This window comes from Erythrobacter aurantius, from assembly GCF_023823125.1.
Classification (GTDB): domain Bacteria; phylum Pseudomonadota; class Alphaproteobacteria; order Sphingomonadales; family Sphingomonadaceae; genus Erythrobacter; species Erythrobacter aurantius.
Genome location: NZ_CP090949.1, coordinates 709,870 through 728,390, shown reverse-complemented (window position 1 = coordinate 728,390; position 18,521 = coordinate 709,870). Strand labels below are relative to the sequence as shown.

Annotated in this window: 20 protein-coding genes; 7 read left to right on the top strand and 13 right to left on the bottom strand. The window is 62.3% G+C overall.

Annotation, left to right across the window (positions count from 1 at the left end):
• Positions 1-85: 85 nt before the first annotated feature.
• From L1K66_RS03620 to nadB, 6 genes are all read right to left on the bottom strand, one after another.
• Positions 86-265 (bottom strand): hypothetical protein, encoded by a 180-nt coding sequence (locus L1K66_RS03620; RefSeq protein WP_252259662.1) that lies wholly within the window; start codon positions 263-265, stop codon positions 86-88.
• A complete protein-coding gene (locus L1K66_RS03615) occupies positions 247-2,265 on the bottom strand; it encodes a ribonucleoside-diphosphate reductase subunit alpha (RefSeq protein WP_252259661.1) in 2,019 nt (672 codons plus the stop codon). Before L1K66_RS03615 ends, L1K66_RS03620 begins: the two co-directional genes overlap by 19 nt.
• A gap of 559 nt (positions 2,266-2,824) precedes the next feature.
• Entirely contained in the window at positions 2,825-3,730 is a 906-nt protein-coding gene (locus L1K66_RS03610; protein WP_252259660.1) for an alpha/beta fold hydrolase, read from the bottom strand.
• Between the two features lie 138 nt (positions 3,731-3,868).
• Positions 3,869-4,810, bottom strand: a complete 942-nt coding sequence (locus tag L1K66_RS03605; protein ID WP_252259659.1) for a TraB/GumN family protein — start codon at positions 4,808-4,810, stop codon at positions 3,869-3,871.
• Positions 4,811-4,887: 77 nt separating this feature from the next.
• Complete coding sequence (locus L1K66_RS03600) at positions 4,888-5,586, bottom strand: VIT1/CCC1 transporter family protein (protein WP_252259658.1); 699 nt, start codon at positions 5,584-5,586, stop codon at positions 4,888-4,890.
• Positions 5,583-7,196, bottom strand: a complete 1,614-nt coding sequence (gene nadB, locus L1K66_RS03595) for an L-aspartate oxidase (RefSeq protein ID WP_252259657.1) — start codon at positions 7,194-7,196, stop codon at positions 5,583-5,585. Before nadB ends, L1K66_RS03600 begins: the two co-directional genes overlap by 4 nt.
• Before the next feature lie 295 nt (positions 7,197-7,491).
• Between nadB and L1K66_RS03590 the strand changes: the two genes are divergently transcribed.
• On the top strand, positions 7,492-7,629 hold the full coding sequence (locus L1K66_RS03590) for a hypothetical protein (RefSeq protein WP_252259656.1): 138 nt from the start codon (positions 7,492-7,494) through the stop codon (positions 7,627-7,629).
• 15 nt (positions 7,630-7,644) lie between these two features.
• On the opposite strand, the gene L1K66_RS03585 is transcribed toward L1K66_RS03590, so the two are convergent.
• Positions 7,645-8,592: an ABC transporter ATP-binding protein gene (locus tag L1K66_RS03585; protein ID WP_252259655.1), complete on the bottom strand. Its 948-nt coding sequence runs from the start codon at positions 8,590-8,592 to the stop codon at positions 7,645-7,647.
• A 102-nt stretch (positions 8,593-8,694) separates the two neighbouring features.
• On the opposite strand from L1K66_RS03585, the gene L1K66_RS03580 reads away from it, so the two are divergent.
• The 4 genes from L1K66_RS03580 to L1K66_RS03565 all read left to right on the top strand — a co-directional run bounded on the left by L1K66_RS03580 (position 8,695) and on the right by L1K66_RS03565 (position 10,812).
• The gene (locus tag L1K66_RS03580) at positions 8,695-9,279 is read left to right on the top strand and encodes a DUF4402 domain-containing protein (RefSeq protein ID WP_252259654.1); all 585 of its coding nucleotides are present in this window, start codon (positions 8,695-8,697) and stop codon (positions 9,277-9,279) included.
• Positions 9,280-9,339: 60 nt separating this feature from the next.
• Complete coding sequence (locus L1K66_RS03575) at positions 9,340-9,600, top strand: zinc-finger domain-containing protein (protein ID WP_252259653.1); 261 nt, start codon at positions 9,340-9,342, stop codon at positions 9,598-9,600.
• Positions 9,601-9,706: 106 nt separating this feature from the next.
• A complete protein-coding gene (locus L1K66_RS03570) occupies positions 9,707-10,255 on the top strand; it encodes a DUF4402 domain-containing protein (RefSeq protein WP_252259652.1) in 549 nt (182 codons plus the stop codon).
• A 92-nt stretch (positions 10,256-10,347) separates the two neighbouring features.
• Positions 10,348-10,812, top strand: a complete 465-nt coding sequence (locus tag L1K66_RS03565) for a hypothetical protein (protein ID WP_252259651.1) — start codon at positions 10,348-10,350, stop codon at positions 10,810-10,812.
• A 60-nt stretch (positions 10,813-10,872) separates the two neighbouring features.
• Here L1K66_RS03565 and L1K66_RS03560 read toward each other — a convergent pair whose 3' ends face one another.
• Positions 10,873-11,901, bottom strand: coding sequence for an NAD(P)H-dependent flavin oxidoreductase (locus tag L1K66_RS03560; protein WP_256471509.1), 1,029 nt, complete (start codon positions 11,899-11,901; stop codon positions 10,873-10,875).
• Between the two features lie 112 nt (positions 11,902-12,013).
• Between L1K66_RS03560 and L1K66_RS03555 the strand changes: the two genes are divergently transcribed.
• Positions 12,014-12,487, top strand: coding sequence for a hypothetical protein (locus tag L1K66_RS03555; protein WP_252259649.1), 474 nt, complete (start codon positions 12,014-12,016; stop codon positions 12,485-12,487).
• Here L1K66_RS03555 and L1K66_RS03550 read toward each other — a convergent pair.
• The 3 genes from L1K66_RS03550 to guaA form a co-directional block, all read right to left on the bottom strand.
• Positions 12,484-13,194, bottom strand: coding sequence for an endonuclease III domain-containing protein (locus tag L1K66_RS03550; protein WP_252259648.1), 711 nt, complete (start codon positions 13,192-13,194; stop codon positions 12,484-12,486). The genes L1K66_RS03555 and L1K66_RS03550 overlap by 4 nt on opposite strands.
• A gap of 20 nt (positions 13,195-13,214) precedes the next feature.
• Positions 13,215-13,826, bottom strand: coding sequence for a YceI family protein (locus L1K66_RS03545; protein WP_252259647.1), 612 nt, complete (start codon positions 13,824-13,826; stop codon positions 13,215-13,217).
• An 85-nt stretch (positions 13,827-13,911) separates the two neighbouring features.
• Positions 13,912-15,486, bottom strand: coding sequence for a glutamine-hydrolyzing GMP synthase (guaA, locus tag L1K66_RS03540; RefSeq protein ID WP_252259646.1), 1,575 nt, complete (start codon positions 15,484-15,486; stop codon positions 13,912-13,914).
• Positions 15,487-15,744: 258 nt separating this feature from the next.
• Here guaA and L1K66_RS03535 point away from each other — a divergent pair, with 258 nt between their 5' ends.
• A complete protein-coding gene (locus L1K66_RS03535; RefSeq protein ID WP_252259645.1) occupies positions 15,745-16,065 on the top strand; it encodes a UrcA family protein in 321 nt (106 codons plus the stop codon).
• Positions 16,066-16,721: 656 nt separating this feature from the next.
• Here L1K66_RS03535 and L1K66_RS16430 read toward each other — a convergent pair.
• Together L1K66_RS16430 and L1K66_RS03530 are read right to left on the bottom strand one after the other, a co-directional pair.
• Entirely contained in the window at positions 16,722-16,853 is a 132-nt protein-coding gene (locus tag L1K66_RS16430) for a hypothetical protein (protein ID WP_256471480.1), read from the bottom strand.
• Positions 16,854-16,916: 63 nt separating this feature from the next.
• Positions 16,917-18,470, bottom strand: coding sequence for a class I adenylate-forming enzyme family protein (locus L1K66_RS03530; protein WP_252259644.1), 1,554 nt, complete (start codon positions 18,468-18,470; stop codon positions 16,917-16,919).
• Positions 18,471-18,521: the final 51 nt, after the last annotated feature.

Sequence of the window (18,521 nt, the reverse complement as noted above, 5' to 3'; positions counted from 1 at the left end):
CCGACAGCTTGGCCGCACCCAGCAGAGCGATCCAACCGCAGGCTATCGACATCAGGCCGAGCGTCGCCCGCCAAGCGATCTTCCATCAGCCATGATGGGACCAACCCGAGTGCACCCACTGCGCAAGCTGGATCAGGTATGACAGCATGAACGGAAGGATCAAAAGCCCTCCGATCAAAAGAAAAGCCCCCACGAACACCTGTTCGCGGGGGCTTTCCTCTATCAGCAGTGACAGCAATCGGGCGATCACTGGCAGCTCAAACATTCCTCGTAATCGGTCTGTTCGCCGGCCTGCGCCATCAGTTCGATCTTGGCCGCGTCCGATGTGTTGTCGGCTTCGACCCCGCCGGCAAAGCCTGCGCGCTGGACCGATTTCGAACGCAGGTAATAGAGCGACTTGATGCCCTTCTCCCATGCCTGGAAGTGCAGCATCATCAGGTCCCACTTGTCCACGTCAGCCGGAATGAACAGGTTCAGCGACTGCGCCTGATCGATATAGGGCGCACGGTCGGCAGCGAATTCGAGCAGCCAGCGCTGGTCGATTTCGAAGCTGGTCTTGAACACGCTCTTTTCCTCGGGCGTGAGGAAATCGAGATGCTGCACCGATCCACCCTTTTCGAGGATCGAGTTCCAGACATTGGTCGAATTCTTCGACTTCTTGTCGAGCAGCTTTTCGAGATACGGGTTCTTGACGATGAACGATCCCGACAGCGTCTTGTGGGTGTAGATATTTGCCGGGATCGGCTCGATGCAGGCGCTGGTCCCGCCGCAAATGATGCTGATCGACGCGGTCGGCGCGATCGCCATCTTGCAGCTGAAACGCTCCATCGCGCCCATTTCGGCAGCATCCGGACACGGCCCGCGCTCCTGTGCGAGCAGCATCGACGCTTCGGATGCCTTGGCCTGGATGTGCTTGAACATCTTGAGGTTCAGCGCCTTGGCCATCGCGCTTTCGAAACCCAGCCCCTTCATCTGGAGGAAGGAGTGGAAGCCCATCACGCCGAGACCGACCGAACGTTCACGCTCGGCGGAATATTTGGCGCGGGCCATCTCGTCCGGCGCGCGGTCGATGTAATCCTGCAGCACGTTGTCGAGGAAGCGCATGACGTCTTCGATGAAGCGCTTGTCGCCGTTCCACTCGTCCCACTTTTCAAGGTTGAGCGAGGACAGGCAGCACACCGCCGTGCGATCATTGCCGAGATGGTCGATCCCGGTCGGCAGGGTGATTTCGCTGCACAGGTTCGACGTTGAAACCTTCAGGCCCAGATCGCGGTGATGCTTGGGCATCATGCGGTTCACCGTGTCGGAGAACACGATGTAGGGTTCACCCGTGGCCAGCCGGGTTTCGACCAGCTTCTGGAACAGCGAACGCGCATCGACCTTGCCACGAGCTTCACCGGTCTTGGGCGACTTCAGCTCGAATTCGGCCCCGTCGCGCACAGCCTGCATGAACTCGTCGGTCAGCAGCACGCCGTGGTGCAGGTTCAACGCCTTGCGGTTGAAATCGCCTGACGGTTTGCGGATCTCGAGGAACTCTTCGATCTCGGGGTGCGAAACGTCGAGATAGCACGCTGCCGAGCCGCGCCGCAGCGAGCCTTGCGAAATCGCCAGCGTCAGGCTGTCCATCACCCGCACGAAGGGGATGATGCCGCTGGTCTTGCCGTTGAGGCCCACCGGTTCGCCAATGCCGCGCACATTGCCCCAATAGGTGCCGATGCCGCCGCCCTTGGATGCGAGCCAGACGTTTTCGTTCCAGGTGCCGACGATGCCGTTGAGGCTGTCCTCTACCGAATTGAGGTAGCAGCTGATCGGCAGGCCGCGGCTGGTGCCGCCGTTGGAAAGAACCGGAGTGGCGGGCATGAACCACAGGTTCGAGATGTAATCATACAGGCGCTGCGCGTGATCCTGATCGTCGGCATAGGCATCGGCGACGCGCGCGAACAGATCCTGATACTTCTCGCCGGGAAGCAGGTAACGATCAGTCAGCGTTTCCTTGCCGAATTCGGTGAGGTTGGCATCGCGCGATTCGTCGGTCTGGATGTCGAACCGGCGATCGTTGATCTTCTTGCTGTCGGGCTGGGCGGCCTCCTTGGCGGCTGCGGCCATCGCGTTGCCGAGCGCTTCCGCACTCTTTGCCGCGATCAGGGCGTCGCTTCCGGTGTCGGGCTTTTCCATCGTAACGGCCTTTGCATTCTTTTCTTCTGTGGCGATTGGCGCGCCTGTCTCTGCGTCGCTCAGCACTTCGTCACTTGCCTTGAATTCCATTTTAGCCCCGTTCGCGTCTTTCGAATCGGTCTGGCGATCCCTTTTAGCGGATAGCGCGCCATGTTCCGATTCTGTTCTGCACCTATTCATCGACAGACTGGCCCCAGATTGCCCCCGGACTTGTCCATCGACCTATCCCCGATCCACAGCGCATCCCCAGACTTGTCAGCGACTCCTCCCCCGGTCGCGCCTTCGCATCAGAAGCTTGGGCGTGAGAGAAATCACTATCTTTGGGGGGTCCATTGCGAACCGAACCACCAGATGATGAATCAGCGCGGGAGTCCGGTCAACGGCAGATTAACCACGATTCGACATGCGAAGGCGGTGTATTATCATGCTGCAACGCCGCGACGCGTGGAGAAAGCCTGAGTCGCGGGTCGCGCAAGCCCCAAATTGAATCTGTGAAGAAAAATTTGGTGATTGAATCTTTCGAATCAACCGTTGAATCTTTCGCCCTGCATGCAGCAACTTTGTTGCGTTGCGCGCGGCCGGGCAAACGGCGGTAGACCGGGCTTTCCCCAGCCTTCCGCCGCTACGGCTTCGACAGTGGAACCCCGGTTCAGTCCAGCGGAGTGGTCGCCCGTGCCGCCTTGGCGTGCAGCGCGATCTCGTTCGCCAGCCGGTCAACCAGCTCGATCGGCAGATCGTGGCCCCAGCCGGGGATCGTCACCAGCCTGGCACCCGGAATGTGCTTTGCCGTGTCCTGCCCCGCTTCCAGCTTGACCAGCGGATCATCCTCGCCATGCAGCACCAGCGTTGGCGTGGTGATGCGCGACAGGCGGGCGCGGCGATCGCCATCGGCGATGATCGCGGCGAGCTGGCGCGGCAGACCCGGCGGGTAGACGCTGCGACGCACCCTGGCGAGCACGCGCTCGCGCTGGCGCTCTGGATCGGGCGGGAAGCCGGGGCTGCCGATGTTCCGGCCGATGTTTATGCCGTGTTCGACAACCACATCCTCGTCCAGCGATTTGAGCGGCGCTGTCAGCGCCTCGATCGCGTGCTTTTCCGCCTGCGGCAGCTTGGGATTGCCGGTGGTCGACATGATCGAGGTGAGCGACAGCAGCTTGTCCGAATGATGAACCGCCATCAGCTGCGCGATCATTCCGCCCATCGAAGCGCCGACGACATGCGCGCGGGCAATGTCGAGCGCATCGAGCAGCCCGGCGGCATCGTCGGCCATGTCGGTCAGCGTATAGGGCACCTTGGCCGGCCAGCCGAGCTTCTGGCGGATCACCTGCCATGGCACCGAAGGAGCGCGCGCGCCTTCCATCTTGTCGGACAGGCCGATGTCGCGATTGTCGAACCGGATCACGCGATAGCTTTTCGCTACCAGCGCCTCGACGAATTCATCCGGCCACAGCGTCAGCTGCGCGCCAAGGCCCATGACCAGCAGGATGGGTTCATGTTCGGGATTTCCGTGATCCTCGTAAAACAAGGAAAGCCCGTTCGCACCGATGTGCGGCATAGTGTTGTTGCTCCTCGATCCGCCCTCTTGCGGGGCGTGGTAATTGCGTAGGAGCTTTCAAAGCGGCTTTGCCGCCGGATGGCAAGCTTTTGCGAACGCCTCGCACGAAAATACCGTCAATACCGAGGGCGGCCGCACTCAGCGCCAGACGGGGCCGCCGATCACGAAACCTTCTTGCTCCAGCAGATCGAGCACGCCGCCCTCCTCCGCCAGCACCCGCAGCGGCACCACGGCAAGCGTCACCCCCGGTTCGCGCGAGGCATCGGTGATCATGCCGACCCACTGGCCGCGGATCTCCTCTCCCAGCTCATCGTCCGCCCACGGCCAGCATCGGCCCAGCGCGACCTCCAGCGGATTGTCCATCACCGCCGGAATGTCGAACTTGCGCCAGTCATCGCCGCGAGCGCGGATGATCTCCTGCCCCGCCTCTGTCGCACCCATCGCCGCTTCGAGGCAGGGGATATGGCTCGCCGGGTCCGCCTCGGCGAGGCTGTCGAGCAGGTCTTCGCCCCGGAACCGTTCGGGCCGCGTGATCGGCACATCGGCGCGGTCCGCCGCCTTGCGCACCACATCGGTGGCGTCATCGGTTGTCTCGTCATCGAAATCGAGCCGGCGGGCGAGCAGATCGAAGCTGGTCATCAGCAGCGAACGGCGATCGTAATCGACATCATATTCCGCCTCCAGCGCCGCCAGCCGCGCGCGCTGATCGGGCGAGAGATAATCCGCCGCCACCGCGCCATCGGGCAATTTGGTAAAGCGCCCGCCGCGAAAGATCAGGCGCAGCACGTCCCCGGGAGAGAATTTCGGCGCCGCCCGCAGGATCACCCGCTGCGATTCCGCCGTCGCTTCCTTGAGCCGATCCGGCAACCACGGGGTCGATTTGGAAACAGCGCGGATTTCACCGACGAGGATGATCGTGCCGCTATCGGTGTCGATCGTCCACATCGGCGCACCGGAACGCTGCGCGGTGACAACGATGGAATTTTGGGATGCGGCTACGTCAGGGGCGGAGTTTTGGGCGAAAGCAGGCGGCGCAAATGCAAGACAGCACAGCATGATCGAGCGAAATGGTGTGAGCATGGCAGAGTGATTATTGCCGCAAGACTGCATGGTTGGTGAACACAGGCCCTTGCCCTGCGCCACCATGACAAGTCGGCCTAGCCAACCACGGTTCCGAACAGTGCCCCGACACCGAAGGTGACCGCCATTGCCAGCGCCCCCCAGAACACGACCCGCGCCACCGGGCGTAATACCGGCGCGCCCCCCGCTCTTGCAGCCAGGACACCCAGAACCGCCAGCGCAAGTAAGGACGAAATCACTACAGCCAAAGTCAGCTGCGCGGTCGGCACCAGCAGTCCAACCAGCAGCGGCAAGCCGGCACCGATCGCAAAGGTAGCCGCTGAGGCAAGCGCCGCCTGCAATGGCCGCGCGCGGGTAAGATCGTTGATTGCCAGTTCGTCGCGGGCGTGCGCCGCAAGCGCGTCATGCGCGGTCAGTTCCTCCGCCACCTGCCGTGCCAGATCGGGCGACAGTCCGCGTGCTTCGTAAATGCCGGCCAGTTCAGCGAGTTCGGCCTCTGGCTGGGTCGCAAGTTCGGTGCGCTCCCGCGCCAGGTCCGCTGCCTCTGTATCGGATTGCGAGCTGACAGAGACATACTCGCCAGCCGCCATCGACAGCGCGCCAGCGGCAAGACCGGCGACTCCAGCCAGCAGCACTTCGGGCTTGCCAGCAGAAGCTCCGGCGACGCCCACCATCAGGCTTGCCGTGGAAACGATCCCGTCATTGGCACCAAGTACAGCGGCTCTCAGCCAGCCAATGCGCTCGATCGCGTGCGTTTCGGTGTGCAGCCGGCTCACGGCACCAGCACCGTATCTCTCGCCTCGTCGGCCATCTCGGGATAATCCATCGTGTAATGCAGCCCCCGGCTTTCGTGCCGGGCGAGCGCGCTTTTCACGATCAGGTCGGCGGCTTCGATCAGGTTGCGCAGCTCGATCAGGTCGGTGGTGACGCGGAACGCGCCGTAATAATCCTCGACCTCGCGCTTCAACAATTCGATCCGGTGCTTGGCCCGCTCAAGCCGCTTGGTGGTACGCACGATGCCGACATAGTTCCACATGAAGCGGCGGATCTCGGTCCAGTTCTGCTTGATCACGACTTCTTCGTCGGAATCGGTCACGCGGCTTTCGTCCCACGGCAGGATCGCGGGCGGAGCCTCCAGCGCATCCCACCGGGCAAGGATATCGTCCGCCGCCGCTTCGCCGAACACGAAACACTCGAGCAAGGAATTGGACGCGAGGCGATTGGCGCCGTGCAGCCCGCTTTCGGTGCATTCGCCCGCCGCCCACAGGCCGGGCAAATCGGTGCGTGCATCCAGCCCGACGACAACCCCGCCGCAGGTGTAATGCTGCGCCGGGACGACCGGGATCGGCCCCTTGGTCATGTCGATGCCTAGGCCCAGCAGCTTTTCGTAGATCGTCGGGAAATGGCCCTTCACGAAGTCTTCGGGCTGGTGGCTGATGTCGAGATGGACGTAATCGAGGCCAAACCGCTTGATCTGATCGTCGATCGCGCGCGCCACCACGTCGCGCGGGGCCAGCTCCATGCGTTCCGGATCGTAATCGGCCATGAAACGGTGGCCGGTTTCCGGGTGATACAGCCGTCCGCCCTCGCCGCGCACGGCTTCGGTGATCAGGAAGTTCTTGACCTCGAGATTGTAGAGGCAGGTGGGGTGGAACTGCATCATCTCCATATTGGAGACACGCGCGCCTGCCCGCCATGCCATCGCGATACCATCGCCCGTCGCGCCGCGCGGGGCGGTGGAGAATTGATAGACGCGCCCGGCACCCCCGGCGGCCAGCACGGTGGCGCGGGCGATGTGGCGTTCGACCCGCCCGGTTTCCTCGTTCAGGGCATAGACGCCCCAGACATGGCCCGCGCCCGAATATTGTTCGCGGTGGCGATCGGTGATGAAGTCGATGCAGGTGCGTCCGCCCAGCATGGTGATATTGGGGTTCGCCTCCGCCGCTTTCAGCAGCGCGGACTGCACCGCCCATCCGGTCGCGTCATCGACATGGACGATGCGGCGATGCGAATGCCCGCCTTCGCGGGTGAGGTGGAGATCACCGCTTTCGCGGTTGAAGGGCACACCCAGTTCGCACAGCCGGTCAATCGAGCGGGGCGCGCGCTCAATCACGAATTCGACCGCGGCCCTGTCATTCAGACCCGCACCCGCGATCATCGTGTCGCGCACATGGTTTTCGAAAGTGTCGCCCGCGTCGAGCACGGCGGCAATCCCGCCTTGCGCCCAGGCGGTCGAACCGCCGGTGAGCGAACCCTTGGCCAGCACCAGCACCTTGAGCCGGGTCGCCAGTTCGAGCGCCGCCGTTAGTCCGGCAGCCCCCGAACCGATGACGAGGACGTCGAAATTTTCGCGCGCTTCGCCGCGCATGTCGCTCTCACTTCCCATGATTGTCGCAATGACGCGGCATGATCGCCTTAGCAAGAGCAAGGCCGCTGCGGCCCTGCGCCGACAAACCGTGCAAGCGATGCCGTGAAACGATTTATAGTTGAAGAACCCTTAGTCATTTCCCTTAGATGACTGGAAGGATCAATGTTAATATCCTCTCAAGGCGAAATGAAGAGCGCGGACATCCGCGAATTTGAACAATTCAATTGTTGTAACCTTTTCATTTAGTCTTGTAATACAACTTTTAGTAAAGGGCGCGCCTTTCATGTCTGTGATTTCCCCTATTGCCTGCCTTATGGGACGACACGAACCGCTGCGCCGCAACGTCGAATGGGACAGGCTGCATTATGTCGGCAATTGCCGCCATTGCGGAAAGGAAATCGTCCGCCTTTCGCACCGCAACTGGCGTGAGAAACTGTCCGAAGCTGGGTGAGGCCTAGCCCGATTTTCAACCCGCGCCCGTCAGCTGGACGAACACGTCTTCCAGATCGGCTTCGCGGGTGGTCACGTCCTCGATGGTCAGGCCCTGTTCCTGAAGGATGGCGAGGACCTGCCCGGCACTCATCTCGTCCTTGTCATAGGTAATCTCGACCCCGCGTTCGCCCTTCACCTCGACCTTGTGGAACGCCGCGTGGGTCGGTGCATAGGACAGGTCATCCGCTACAGTCACCGCCACGATCTTTTCGCGCGCCATGTCCACCAGTTCGCGCGTCGGCTTGTGCGCGATCAGTTCGCCGTGATTGATGATGGCGATTTCGTCGCACAGCTGCTCCGCCTCTTCGAGGTAATGCGTCGTCAGCACCACCGTCACGCCTTCGCGGTTCAGTTCGGTCACAAGCTCCCAAAGCTGGCGACGCAGTTCGACATCGACCCCGGCGGTCGGTTCGTCCAGCACGAGGATGGGCGGGGAATGCACCATCGCCTTTGCCACCAGCAGCCGGCGCTTCATCCCGCCTGACAGCGTGCGGGCATAGGCGTTGCGTTTATCGGCAAGGCGCACCGCCGCGAGCAATTCCTCGCTCCGCCGCAACGCCTTGGGAATTCCGTAAAAGCCGCCCTGGTTCTCCAGCACCTCGAACGGGGTGAAGAACGGGTCGAACACGATTTCCTGCGGGACGATCCCGATGGCGCGGCTGGCGTTGCGGCGCTGCTGATCGATGTCGAAACCCCAGATCTCCGCTGTGCCGCCCGTCTTGTTAACAAGGCCGGCAAGGATGTTGATCAGGGTCGACTTGCCCGCGCCATTGGGGCCGAGCAGGCCGAAGATCGATCCTTCCGGCACGTCGAAGCTCACCCCCTTGAGGGCCAGTTTTCCTTCGGCATCAGCGCCCTTCGCTCCCTTGGGCGCGGCATAGCGCTTGACGAGGTTGTCGATCCGGATCGCGGGTGCAGTCATGCCTGAGGCTCTAATCACGCTGGCCCGCAGCGCAAGGTGTGAATCGCCAATTAACCCTGTCTGGTGGGCATAGCGTCACCTCTCGCGAGTATTGGCGATGGCGTGAAGTCAGGATTCATCTCGAATCGCAGCGCAGGATTGGGTGCGCGCCTGCTGGGAGCCTTGGGGCTCTTCGGCGCGGCGATGTGCGTCCCGTTCGCAGCGCAGGCGCAGTCCGAAAGCTTCAATGTCGATGCGCAGGTCGGGCTGATCGAACCGCTGACCATCACCAAGCTGAGCGATCTTGATTTCGGCGGCTTGGTCGTCACCACCGGCGGCACCGTGGTGCTCACGCCCGCAGCCACCGCCACCTGTGTCTCCACCGGCGGCGTGATCCATAGCGGGGAATGCCAGGCGGCGACCTTTGCCGGCAGCGGCGTCAACGGACAGCGCGTGCGCGTGCGCAGGCCGATCGGCAACGCAATCACGCTCACCGGGCCGGGCACCGACATGACGGTGACCAACATCACCATCCTGACTGACGCGACGCTCAGTCCGACGCAGTCGAACCCGAACTGGGAACGATTCCTGATCGCATCGCTCGACGGCACCTTCTTCTTCCGCGTCGGCGGGACTTTGAACGTCAACCCGAACCAGGCGCCCGGCGTTTACACCGGCACCTTCGATATCCGCCTCGACTATCAGTAAGGCGGCTTCGCGCATTCACGGTGTTGAATTTGCGCGGGCGGGCGATTAACGGCAAAGCCCATGAACATCGCTCCGCCTGAAACCATCCTTGTCGAAACCCGCCGCGTCAGCTGCGACGGCGCCAGCGCCATCCGTGGCGGCGAAGGCTATCGCCCGGCAGCACTTGGCCATCCGCGTATCTTCCTCGAGATTGACGAGCACGGCTATGTCGATTGCGGTTATTGCGATCGCCGGTTTGTCTTGCGCGGTGGCCCGGCTGATGGCGTGGATCAGGCCAGCCTGCCCGACATCTCCGAAGGAGCCGATCCCGGCCATCGGTGATTTCTTGGCGGGAGGCACCGCCGGAAGGCAAAAAACGCCTTTAAAATCAATGTTAACGCCTGCCTGCTAGAACGCTCGTTCCAAAAGGTAATGCGGGGTCGCACCCATGTTTGATTTGTTGCATCGGGCAAGGCTGTGCCTTGCGCTGCTTTTGCTGGCCGCGTGGCCGGGGATGGCGAGCGCGCAGGATTCCGCCGATGATGGCGAAGCGCGGGCATTTCTTGTCACCCCGCTCAGTTTCGTGAAGCAGTTCGATCTCGATTTCGGGCAGATCATCACCACCGGAACCGCGGGTACGGTGATCATGGATTCGACCGGCGCGGTAACGACCACAGGCGGCGTCACCCAGATCAACGGCACGCAGCAGCCCGCCCGGTTCTGGGGCTATGGCACGTTTAACCAGACGGTGCTGATCAATTCGGATTCGAACACCTACATCCTGACGCGCGACGGCGGGACGGAGACGATGCTGCTTGATCGATTGCTGATCGGCAGCCAGCCGCCGATCGTCATAAACCAGAACCCACGCCGGTTCCGGATCGCCAATCCCGACGGCTATTTCTCCTTCACCATCGCCGGCCGTTTGCAGGTCGGCGCAAATCAGGCTCCGGGCGTCTACAAGGGCGAATTCACGATTCAGCTTGAATACGAATAGGGACAGCCCTTGCGGTGAAATTGCTCATCGCAGGTTCAGCGAAACAGTGTATCATGCGGAACACTGGGAGGCCTATCAGCAGGAGCTGCGACATGAAGACAAGCCTTTTGAAAAGCATCACCCCCCTCGCAACCGCTGCGGCGATCGCGCTGGCAGGCGGGTACCCGGCGCTGGCGTCAGATCAGGGCACTGGCGATACGGCAGAGCCCGCGCAAACCGAAATGACCGATGGCGAGAAACGCCTTGCGCGCATGCTCGAAGGGCGGGTCGCGGGCGAGCCCCAGAACTGCATCCGGCAATTGCTCAACGATCGGCTGACGGTGATCGACAAGACCGCCTATGTCTATGGCAGCGGGCGCACGATCTATGTCCAGCGCACCCGCAATCCCGAAGACATCGACCGTGACGACGCGCTGGTTTCGCGCCGGTTCAACGCGAGCGAACTGTGCAAGCAGGATGTCGTGACCACGATTGACCCGGTGCTCGGCTTCTTCACCGGCGCGGTCTTCTTCGACGATTTCATCCCTTATACGCGGGTGGAAAAGGACGAAGGCTGAACCGCAAATGCAATGAGGCCGCCCCGATCAAGGGCGGCCCCATGAAATCCGGAACGCAGTTTAGCCCTTGACCGCGGCCATTGCGTTCATGCGGGCGAGGATTTCTTCGGCCTGCGCCATGATCCCGTCGATCAGTTCCTTGCAGGTCGGAATGTCGTGGATCAGGCCTGCAACCATGCCGCAGCTCCATGCACCTTCGTCCATCGCGCCTTCCATCATGATCTTGGGATAGACCCCGGCGACTTCGGGCAGGATGTCCTGGATGGTGATCGCATCGCCCAGTTCCTTCTCCTTCTGGATCAGGCGTTCGACCGCGGCGTTGTTCATCACCCGCTCGGTGTTGCGCAAGGGGCGCATGACGAGGCGGGTATCAAGCTCCGATGCCTCAACGATGGCGCGCTTCACGTTTTCGTGCACCGGCGCTTCCTTGGTGGCGATGAAGCGGGTGCCCATATTCATACCCTGCGCGCCCATGGCGAGGCTGGCGACAAGGCTGCGCCCGTCGGCCATGCCGCCCGATGACACAAACGGGATTTCCAGCTCGTCCGCGGCGCGCGGCAGCAGGATGAAGTTGGGAATGTCATCCTCGCCCGGATGCCCGCCGCATTCGAAACCGTCGACGCTCACCGCGTCACAGCCGATTTCCTGCGCTTTCAGCGAATGGCGCACGCTGGTGCATTTGTGGATCACCTTGATCCCCGCATCCTTGAGCGGCGGCAACAGTTCGACAGGATTGCGCCCTGCGGTTTCCACCACCTTCACGCCGCCGTCGATCACGGCTTTGACAAGGCCGGGGTAATCGGGCGGGGTGAGCGTGGGCAGAATCGTCAGGTTCACGCCGAACGGCTTGTCGGTCATGTCCTTGCAGCGCGCGATTTCATTGGCGAGCTTTTCGGGCGTGCCCTGCGTAAGGCCGGTGATGATGCCCAGCCCGCCCGCATTGGAAACCGCCGCCGCCATTTCGGCAAAACCGACATAATGCATGCCGCCCTGAATGATGGGGTGCTGGATGCCGAACATTTCGGTGATGGCGGTTTTCATGGTTGTTTCTCCCGTCAGATTGCGATTTGCGCCGGAGACAAGCCGAATATAGGATCGGTTTCAAGCGCGCTTTTGAGGAGATCGGGCGCAAGGCACCTCGGCAGGCCGTGCGCCGTAGCGTCATGGTGGCGCAGGAAAAATGAGCAAGGGAGAGCACACAGTGCAAATCCGTCAGCAAGAAGCCGCACAGACCCAGCCGGGCGTGTCCGAATTGTTCTTCGCCAGCCTTGTCGCAAGCGCATTGGTCTATATCGCCGGTGCATTGGTGTTCAGCGGGATCAGCTTCCTCGGCACCAGGACGGGCGGATTTTTCGCTGTGCTGCAATCGCTCGCGATGTTCGCCAGCGTGGGTCTGATTGCGGCCACCATGCTGGTGTTTCTGGTGGTGGCACCGTTGGGAACGGCCTTGGGCCTTGCCATGCTAAAGGTATCGCCGCCGGGTTGGTGGCAGGGGCCGATTACGGGCGCGCTGGTGGCCTTGACACTCGAAGCGCTGGTCTTGGCCCTGTTCGCGACTGAGCCATTGCAGCCAGAATGGGGCAATGTCGCGACACTGGCGATTCCCGTAGCTCTGGCGATGGTTGCCGGCGCTATCGTGCAGCAAAGGGTGCTGTGCTGGCCTGACGGGAGTTAAGCCTTGTCGCGGTCTGCACCCGTCTTGCAATCCGCGCGCACCGGACAGGCTGCGCATTCGGCGCGGCGCGGACGGCAGAACGTCTGCCCCAGCTTCTTCAGCAGCAGGTGATGTTCGTCTATATCGGCGGCACTCCATTCCTCCGGCAAGATCGGCATAAGCGCGTCATAGGTTTTGGCGGTATCAGCCTTGGACGGGACGATCCCTATGCGCTGCATGATCCGCCGGTGATGGCCGTCGATCACCATCGCTTTGCGTTCGAATGTGCTGGCGTTCATCACCCCTGCGGAATTCTTGCGCGCGACGCCCGGCAATTGCTCCAGCCATGCCATCGCCTCTGCCGTTTCCATATCGGTGAGGTGCAGCAGGTCGACAGCGCCCCGCGCCGCAATGATCGCGTTCAGGCTATCTTTGAGCCGCTGCGCCGCCACTGTGGGGAAGGTCTGCCGTTGCAGCCGCGCTTCGAGATCGGCAACAGGCGCCGCCGCCACCGCTTCCCACGATCCGTATTCGGCGATCAGCCCGTCGGTGGACGCATTGGACGCCGCTGTCTTGGTTTGTGCGCCGATTACGCCGTGAACCAGCACCCAGACCGGATCTCGGCGCTTTTCAGGCGGACGGATGATCCGCCCGAACGCCGCGATCAGCTCCGCCTGCGTGCGCCGCAGCACGTCGCTGCGCGGGTCCGAGCCGAGATCGAGCTGCATCGCGCTTCGATGCGGCGCGATTACCGGGTGAAGACGAGCGAGAAGGTGACCGGCACGACCGGAGTGATCGAGGGAAGCCCGGCGAGTTCCTGCAACTGGGCAAGCCCATCGGTGAGGTTGTAAGTCCCCGCTTCGACGATCACTGGCGCGTCGGACACCGCCAGCACCCGGTCAGGCCCGGCGCGGGTCACGGTGACGGCGGCCTGGAACGGAGCCTCCACGCCCTTCAGCGACAGCGTGCCGTCGAGCGTCGTCTCGACACTTTGGCCAACGCCCAGCGTCTCGAACGCCGCCGGGTCGATCTGCGCGGTGACAGTGGCGCTGGGATTGTCGGCGACCACGAAGAAGATGTCGCGCATCCGTTCGTTGCGGATGTCCACCCCGGTGGAAACGCTGGCAAGGTCGATGGTCACCGCTGCCGCACCATCGGCGGAGACGGTGCCGGTAAGCGTTTCAAAGGTGTTGGTTTCGGCGATCTCGCCCGCCTTGATCGTGACATAGGACAGGTCCGAAGCCGCCCCATCCAAAGTCCATTCCGCGCCGGTAACCGGCGGCGCGTCAGCGGGCGTTTCAGAACAGGCAGCAGCAGCCAGAAGCGGCGCGGCAATGGCGAAGCGAAGAATGGTGTTCACGGGGCAAGCCTCTCTTGCTGGATGGATTGTGTGATCGGGTACCAGAACGATCAACGGGCGCAAAGGTTGCGACGGCGCGCCCGTGTCACTCCCACTCGATCGTGCCCGGCGGCTTTGACGTGAAGTCATAGACCACGCGGTTGATGCCTTTCACTTCGTTGACGATGCGGGTGGCCACTTGCGTCAGGAAATGCGGGTCGAACGGGTAGACATCGGCGGTCATCCCGTCGGTCGAGGTAACGGCGCGCAACCCGCAGACGCTGTCATAGGTGCGCCCGTCGCCCATCACGCCCACTGTCTTCACCGGCAGCAGCACGGCAAACGCCTGCCAGATCGCGTCATAGAGGCCGGCCTTGCGGATCTCCTCGAGATAGATCGCGTCCGCCTTGCGCAGGATATCGCAGCGTTCCTTGGTTACTTCGCCCGGAATGCGGATCGCAAGGCCGGGGCCGGGGAAGGGATGGCGGCCGACGAAGGCTTCGGGCAGGCCCAGTTCGCGGCCCAGTTCGCGCACTTCGTCCTTGAACAATTCGCGCAAGGGCTCGACCAGTTCCATGTTCATGCGTTCGGGCAGGCCGCCGACATTGTGGTGGCTCTTGATCGTTACCGAAGGCCCGCCGGTGAAGCTGACGCTTTCGATCACATCTGGATACAGCGTGCCCTGCGCGAGGAAATCCGCGCCGCCGATCTTCTTCGCTTCGGCTTCGAACAGGTCAATGAAGGCCGCTCCGATGAACTTGCGCTTCTTTTCCGGGTCGGTGACTCCGGCGAGGCCGGCGAGGAAAGTCTCCTCCGCATCCACGGCGATCAGCGGGATGTTGTAATGGTCGCGGAACAGGGTGACGACCTGCTCGGTTTCGTTGAGCCGCATCAAGCCGTGATCGACATAAACGCAGGTCAGCTGGTCGCCGATCGCTTCGTGGATGAGCACCGCGGCAACCGCAGAATCGACCCCGCCTGAAAGTCCGCAGATGACCCGGCCCGAACCGACCTGAGCGCGGATTTCCTCGATCTTGGTCTTGCGGAATTCGGCCATGGTCCAGTCGCCCGCAAGGCCGCAGACGTGACGCACAAAATTGGCAATCAGCTTGCCGCCGTCAGGCGTGTGGACGACTTCGGGATGGAACTGCGTGCCATAAAACTTGCGCTTTTCATCAGCGATTACGGCGAAGGGCGCGCCGTCGGATGTCGCGACGATTTCAAAGCCGGGGGCGAATTGGGTGACCTTGTCCCCGTGGCTCATCCACACCTGATGGCGCTCGCCTTCTTTCCAGAGGCCGTCGAACAACGCGCAATCCTTGGTCACGGTGAGATAGGCGCGGCCAAATTCGCCCCCTTCACCGGTCTCGTGGCCGGGCCGGACTTCGCCGCCGAGTTGGTGGCTCATCACCTGCTGGCCATAACAGATGCCAAGGATCGGGATGCCCGCTTCGAAGAAAGCCTGCGGCGCGCGGGGAGATCCTTCGTCCGGGACGCTGGCGGGCGATCCTGACAGGATGATGCCCTTGGGCTTCATTCGCTCGAACGCGGCCTCGGCCATGCTGAAGGGCGCGATTTCGGAATAGACGCCCGCTTCGCGCACACGGCGTGCGATCAGCTGCGTCACCTGGCTGCCGAAATCGACAATCAGGATCGAGTCGGGGAGATGATTGGCTTCCATCCGGGCGCGTTAAGCCACGGGGAGGCGCACTGTCCAGCATGCCGTAACGTCAGCGCAGCAGCTTTCGACAGCTGCTGCACCGCAACGTCACCGGTTCCCGAAAAAATCGCGATTTTGCGTGAAATTTCGGGAACCCGTGTGGCGTATTTCGCATTTGCACAATCACTGTGTGCGTTGCACCGTTTCAAAAAGCAACTGAAGGCCGGTCAACGGCCCATCCCAATTCGAACACCCTCTCTTGAATACATGGAGTAGAAAATGCGTCTCATCCTCTCTGCCGTGGCTCTTGCTGCTGCTGTCGCAACCCCCGCAATCGCTGCTGGTGACGAAACCGTGACCGTTCGCGTCACCTATGCCGACATCGATCTTGCCAGCGCTGAAGGCCGTGCCGCCATCGAAGCACGCGTCAACGCCAAGCTGCGCGAAGCCTGCACCGTCGCGACCAACTCGCGCTACAGCTATGGCCGTGACATCGTCGATGAAAAGTGCGTCGCCGAAGCCCGCACCGCCGCGCTGGCCGAAGTCGAGCGTCTGGCCGCAGCCGAGCGCCGCGCCGGCGGACAGGTCGCCGCCAACTGATCGCAATTCCCGCGCAACAGCGGATTTTGCAAACGGCCGTCGGAGTGATCCGGCGGTCGTTTTGCATTGAAAACAGAGGTCTGCATCTGACCGCGACACCTTTGTTGCGTTTTGCGCCAGTTAATTGCGCATTTTATCATTTGAGTTTCACGCAATCGAACATCATTTGGCGCTTGCAACGCGATCAGGCTCCTCTCTCTCCACCTGACGCGATGTATTGGCAGCGGCGACATCCGAAAACGGAAAGCTCTGCCCGCCTGCTTGCCGACAGCAGGCAGCCCAAGCGAGCCGGGAATGGCATGGTGACTTCCAGCACCGCAGCCATCCGCAAATCGGCCGCTGATCCGGCGCACTCCCCCCCCCGCGCCGGGGCTGTCCTGAAAACGGTTGCCGGCGAAGTTCGATGCGCCTCCCCCTAGGCGTTGGGATCGGGACTTTGCCCATGCGACCAATTGCCTGTCACCGGCACGGCAGCGAGCGAGACGCGGCCACCCACTTCCTCCCCCCCCGAATGGTGGCCGCGTCTCCACACTCCTTCATTCTCGACACTTTGCGCGATCGCGCGCTGACAGCCCGGTTATCCCGAAAATCGATCAGATTGTGCGAAAATTTCATTACGCGGCGTAGTAACATTATTGCCCCGTCGTTCGTATATATTAGCCGCAGCCGGGATATCCCTCTCCCAACTCCCGAACCCCCGGCTCAGGAGCAATCGCCATGAACACCATCATGGAAAAGGCGGTTTCGCTGTTCATCGCCGTCGCCATCAGCGGCACGGCATTCAACACGCTGATCGCCTGACAAACCGGGCCGGGCCGCCTGTCCCCTGGGCGGCCCGGAGCCGGAAGTTTTCAGGCCAGTTGCCCCGCCAGATCGCGCAGTTCGGTCTTGAGCAGCTTGCCGATGTGGCTGCGTGGCATTTCATCGATGGCATGAAGCGCAGACAGGCGCTGAGTCTTGCCCAGCCGCGCGTTGACTGCGGCCATGATTGCCTCGCAATCGCGCGCACCATCAGCCACCACGACAAAGCCGACAGGCGTCTCCCCCCATTGGCGCGATTCGACGCCGACAACGGCGGCCTCGATCACATCGTCCTCGCGCATCAATTCGGCTTCGAGATCGCTCGGGTAGATGTTGAAGCCGCCCGAGATGATCATGTCCTTGGCGCGCCCCACCAGTTCGACAAAGCCGTCTGCATCGACACGGCCGATATCGCCCATTCGCATCCACACACCGCCGTCCGGATCGGTCCATTGCGCTTCGGCGGTCTTGTCCGGGCGGTTCTTGTAACCCGACATCATCGTCTGTGATCGTCCGACAAGATTACCCGGCGTGCCCGGCGGCACTTCCTTGTCTTCATCGTCGAGCACTTTCATCTCGCTGCCCGGCGCGGGGCGACCGACCGTGTGCAGCTTGTCCGGGAATTCATGCGCGGCGAGCAGACAGACGACACCGCCTTCGGTCATCGAATAGATCTCGACCAGCCCGCCGGGCATCCGTGCCAGCACTTGTCGCTTCAACTCGGCAGAAAAGGGCGCGGAGGTGCAGTACTTCATCGCCAGCGATGACAGGTCGAAATCGTCAAAACCCTCGAAATCCATCAGCCGCTGATATTGCACCGGCACCAGCATGGTCACCGTGGCCCGATCGGCCTGAGCGTGCGCCAGCCAGCGGGCGCAATCGAACTTGCCCATGATGCGGATCGTGCCCCCCGCCAGCAGCGGCGCGAGAAAAGCGACCATGGTGGTGTTCGAATACAGCGGTGTCGACGCGAGCGAGCGCACCTCCAGCCCGGCACCGAGATAGGACAGCGCGGTCGCCGCGAATTGCCGCCAGCGCATCTGGTGCGAATGGACGATGCCCTTGGGGATGCCGGTGGTGCCCGACGAATAGATGATGTTGAACGGATCGCCCGGCGCCGGATCGAATTCGGGCGCGTGTGCACCGGGAGGAGCCATCCACTGCGCAATTTCCTCCAGCGGTACGCGGATCATTTCCGCCATGAAGTCCGGCCCCAGTTCGGCGGCCTTGCCCGCGTCGATGAACAGGTGGATCGCGCCCGAATCCTTCGCCATTCCGGCTAGCTGTTCAGGGCTGGCACTGGTGGTGAGCGGCGCGGCCACCCCGCCTGCGCGAACCGTGGCCAGAAACACCAGTGCATATTCGACGCAGGACGTGCCGAGGATCGCGACCGATTGCCCGCGCTGCAGCCCTGTCTCCACCAGCCGCGCAGCGAGCCTTTCGATCAGGCCGACCAGTTCAGCCCAGTAAACCTCGCTCTGTTCATCCACCAGCACCAGCGCGTCGGGTTGCGCCTTTGCCCAGTCTACAAGGATCGCGGGGAAGGAGCCGAATGGCTGCGCCAGCCGGTCGGACATGATAGCGGTGATGTCATTCTCTTTCATGGCGCGCGACCTTAACGCCGGGCCAGCGGCAATCAATCGCTCAAATGCATG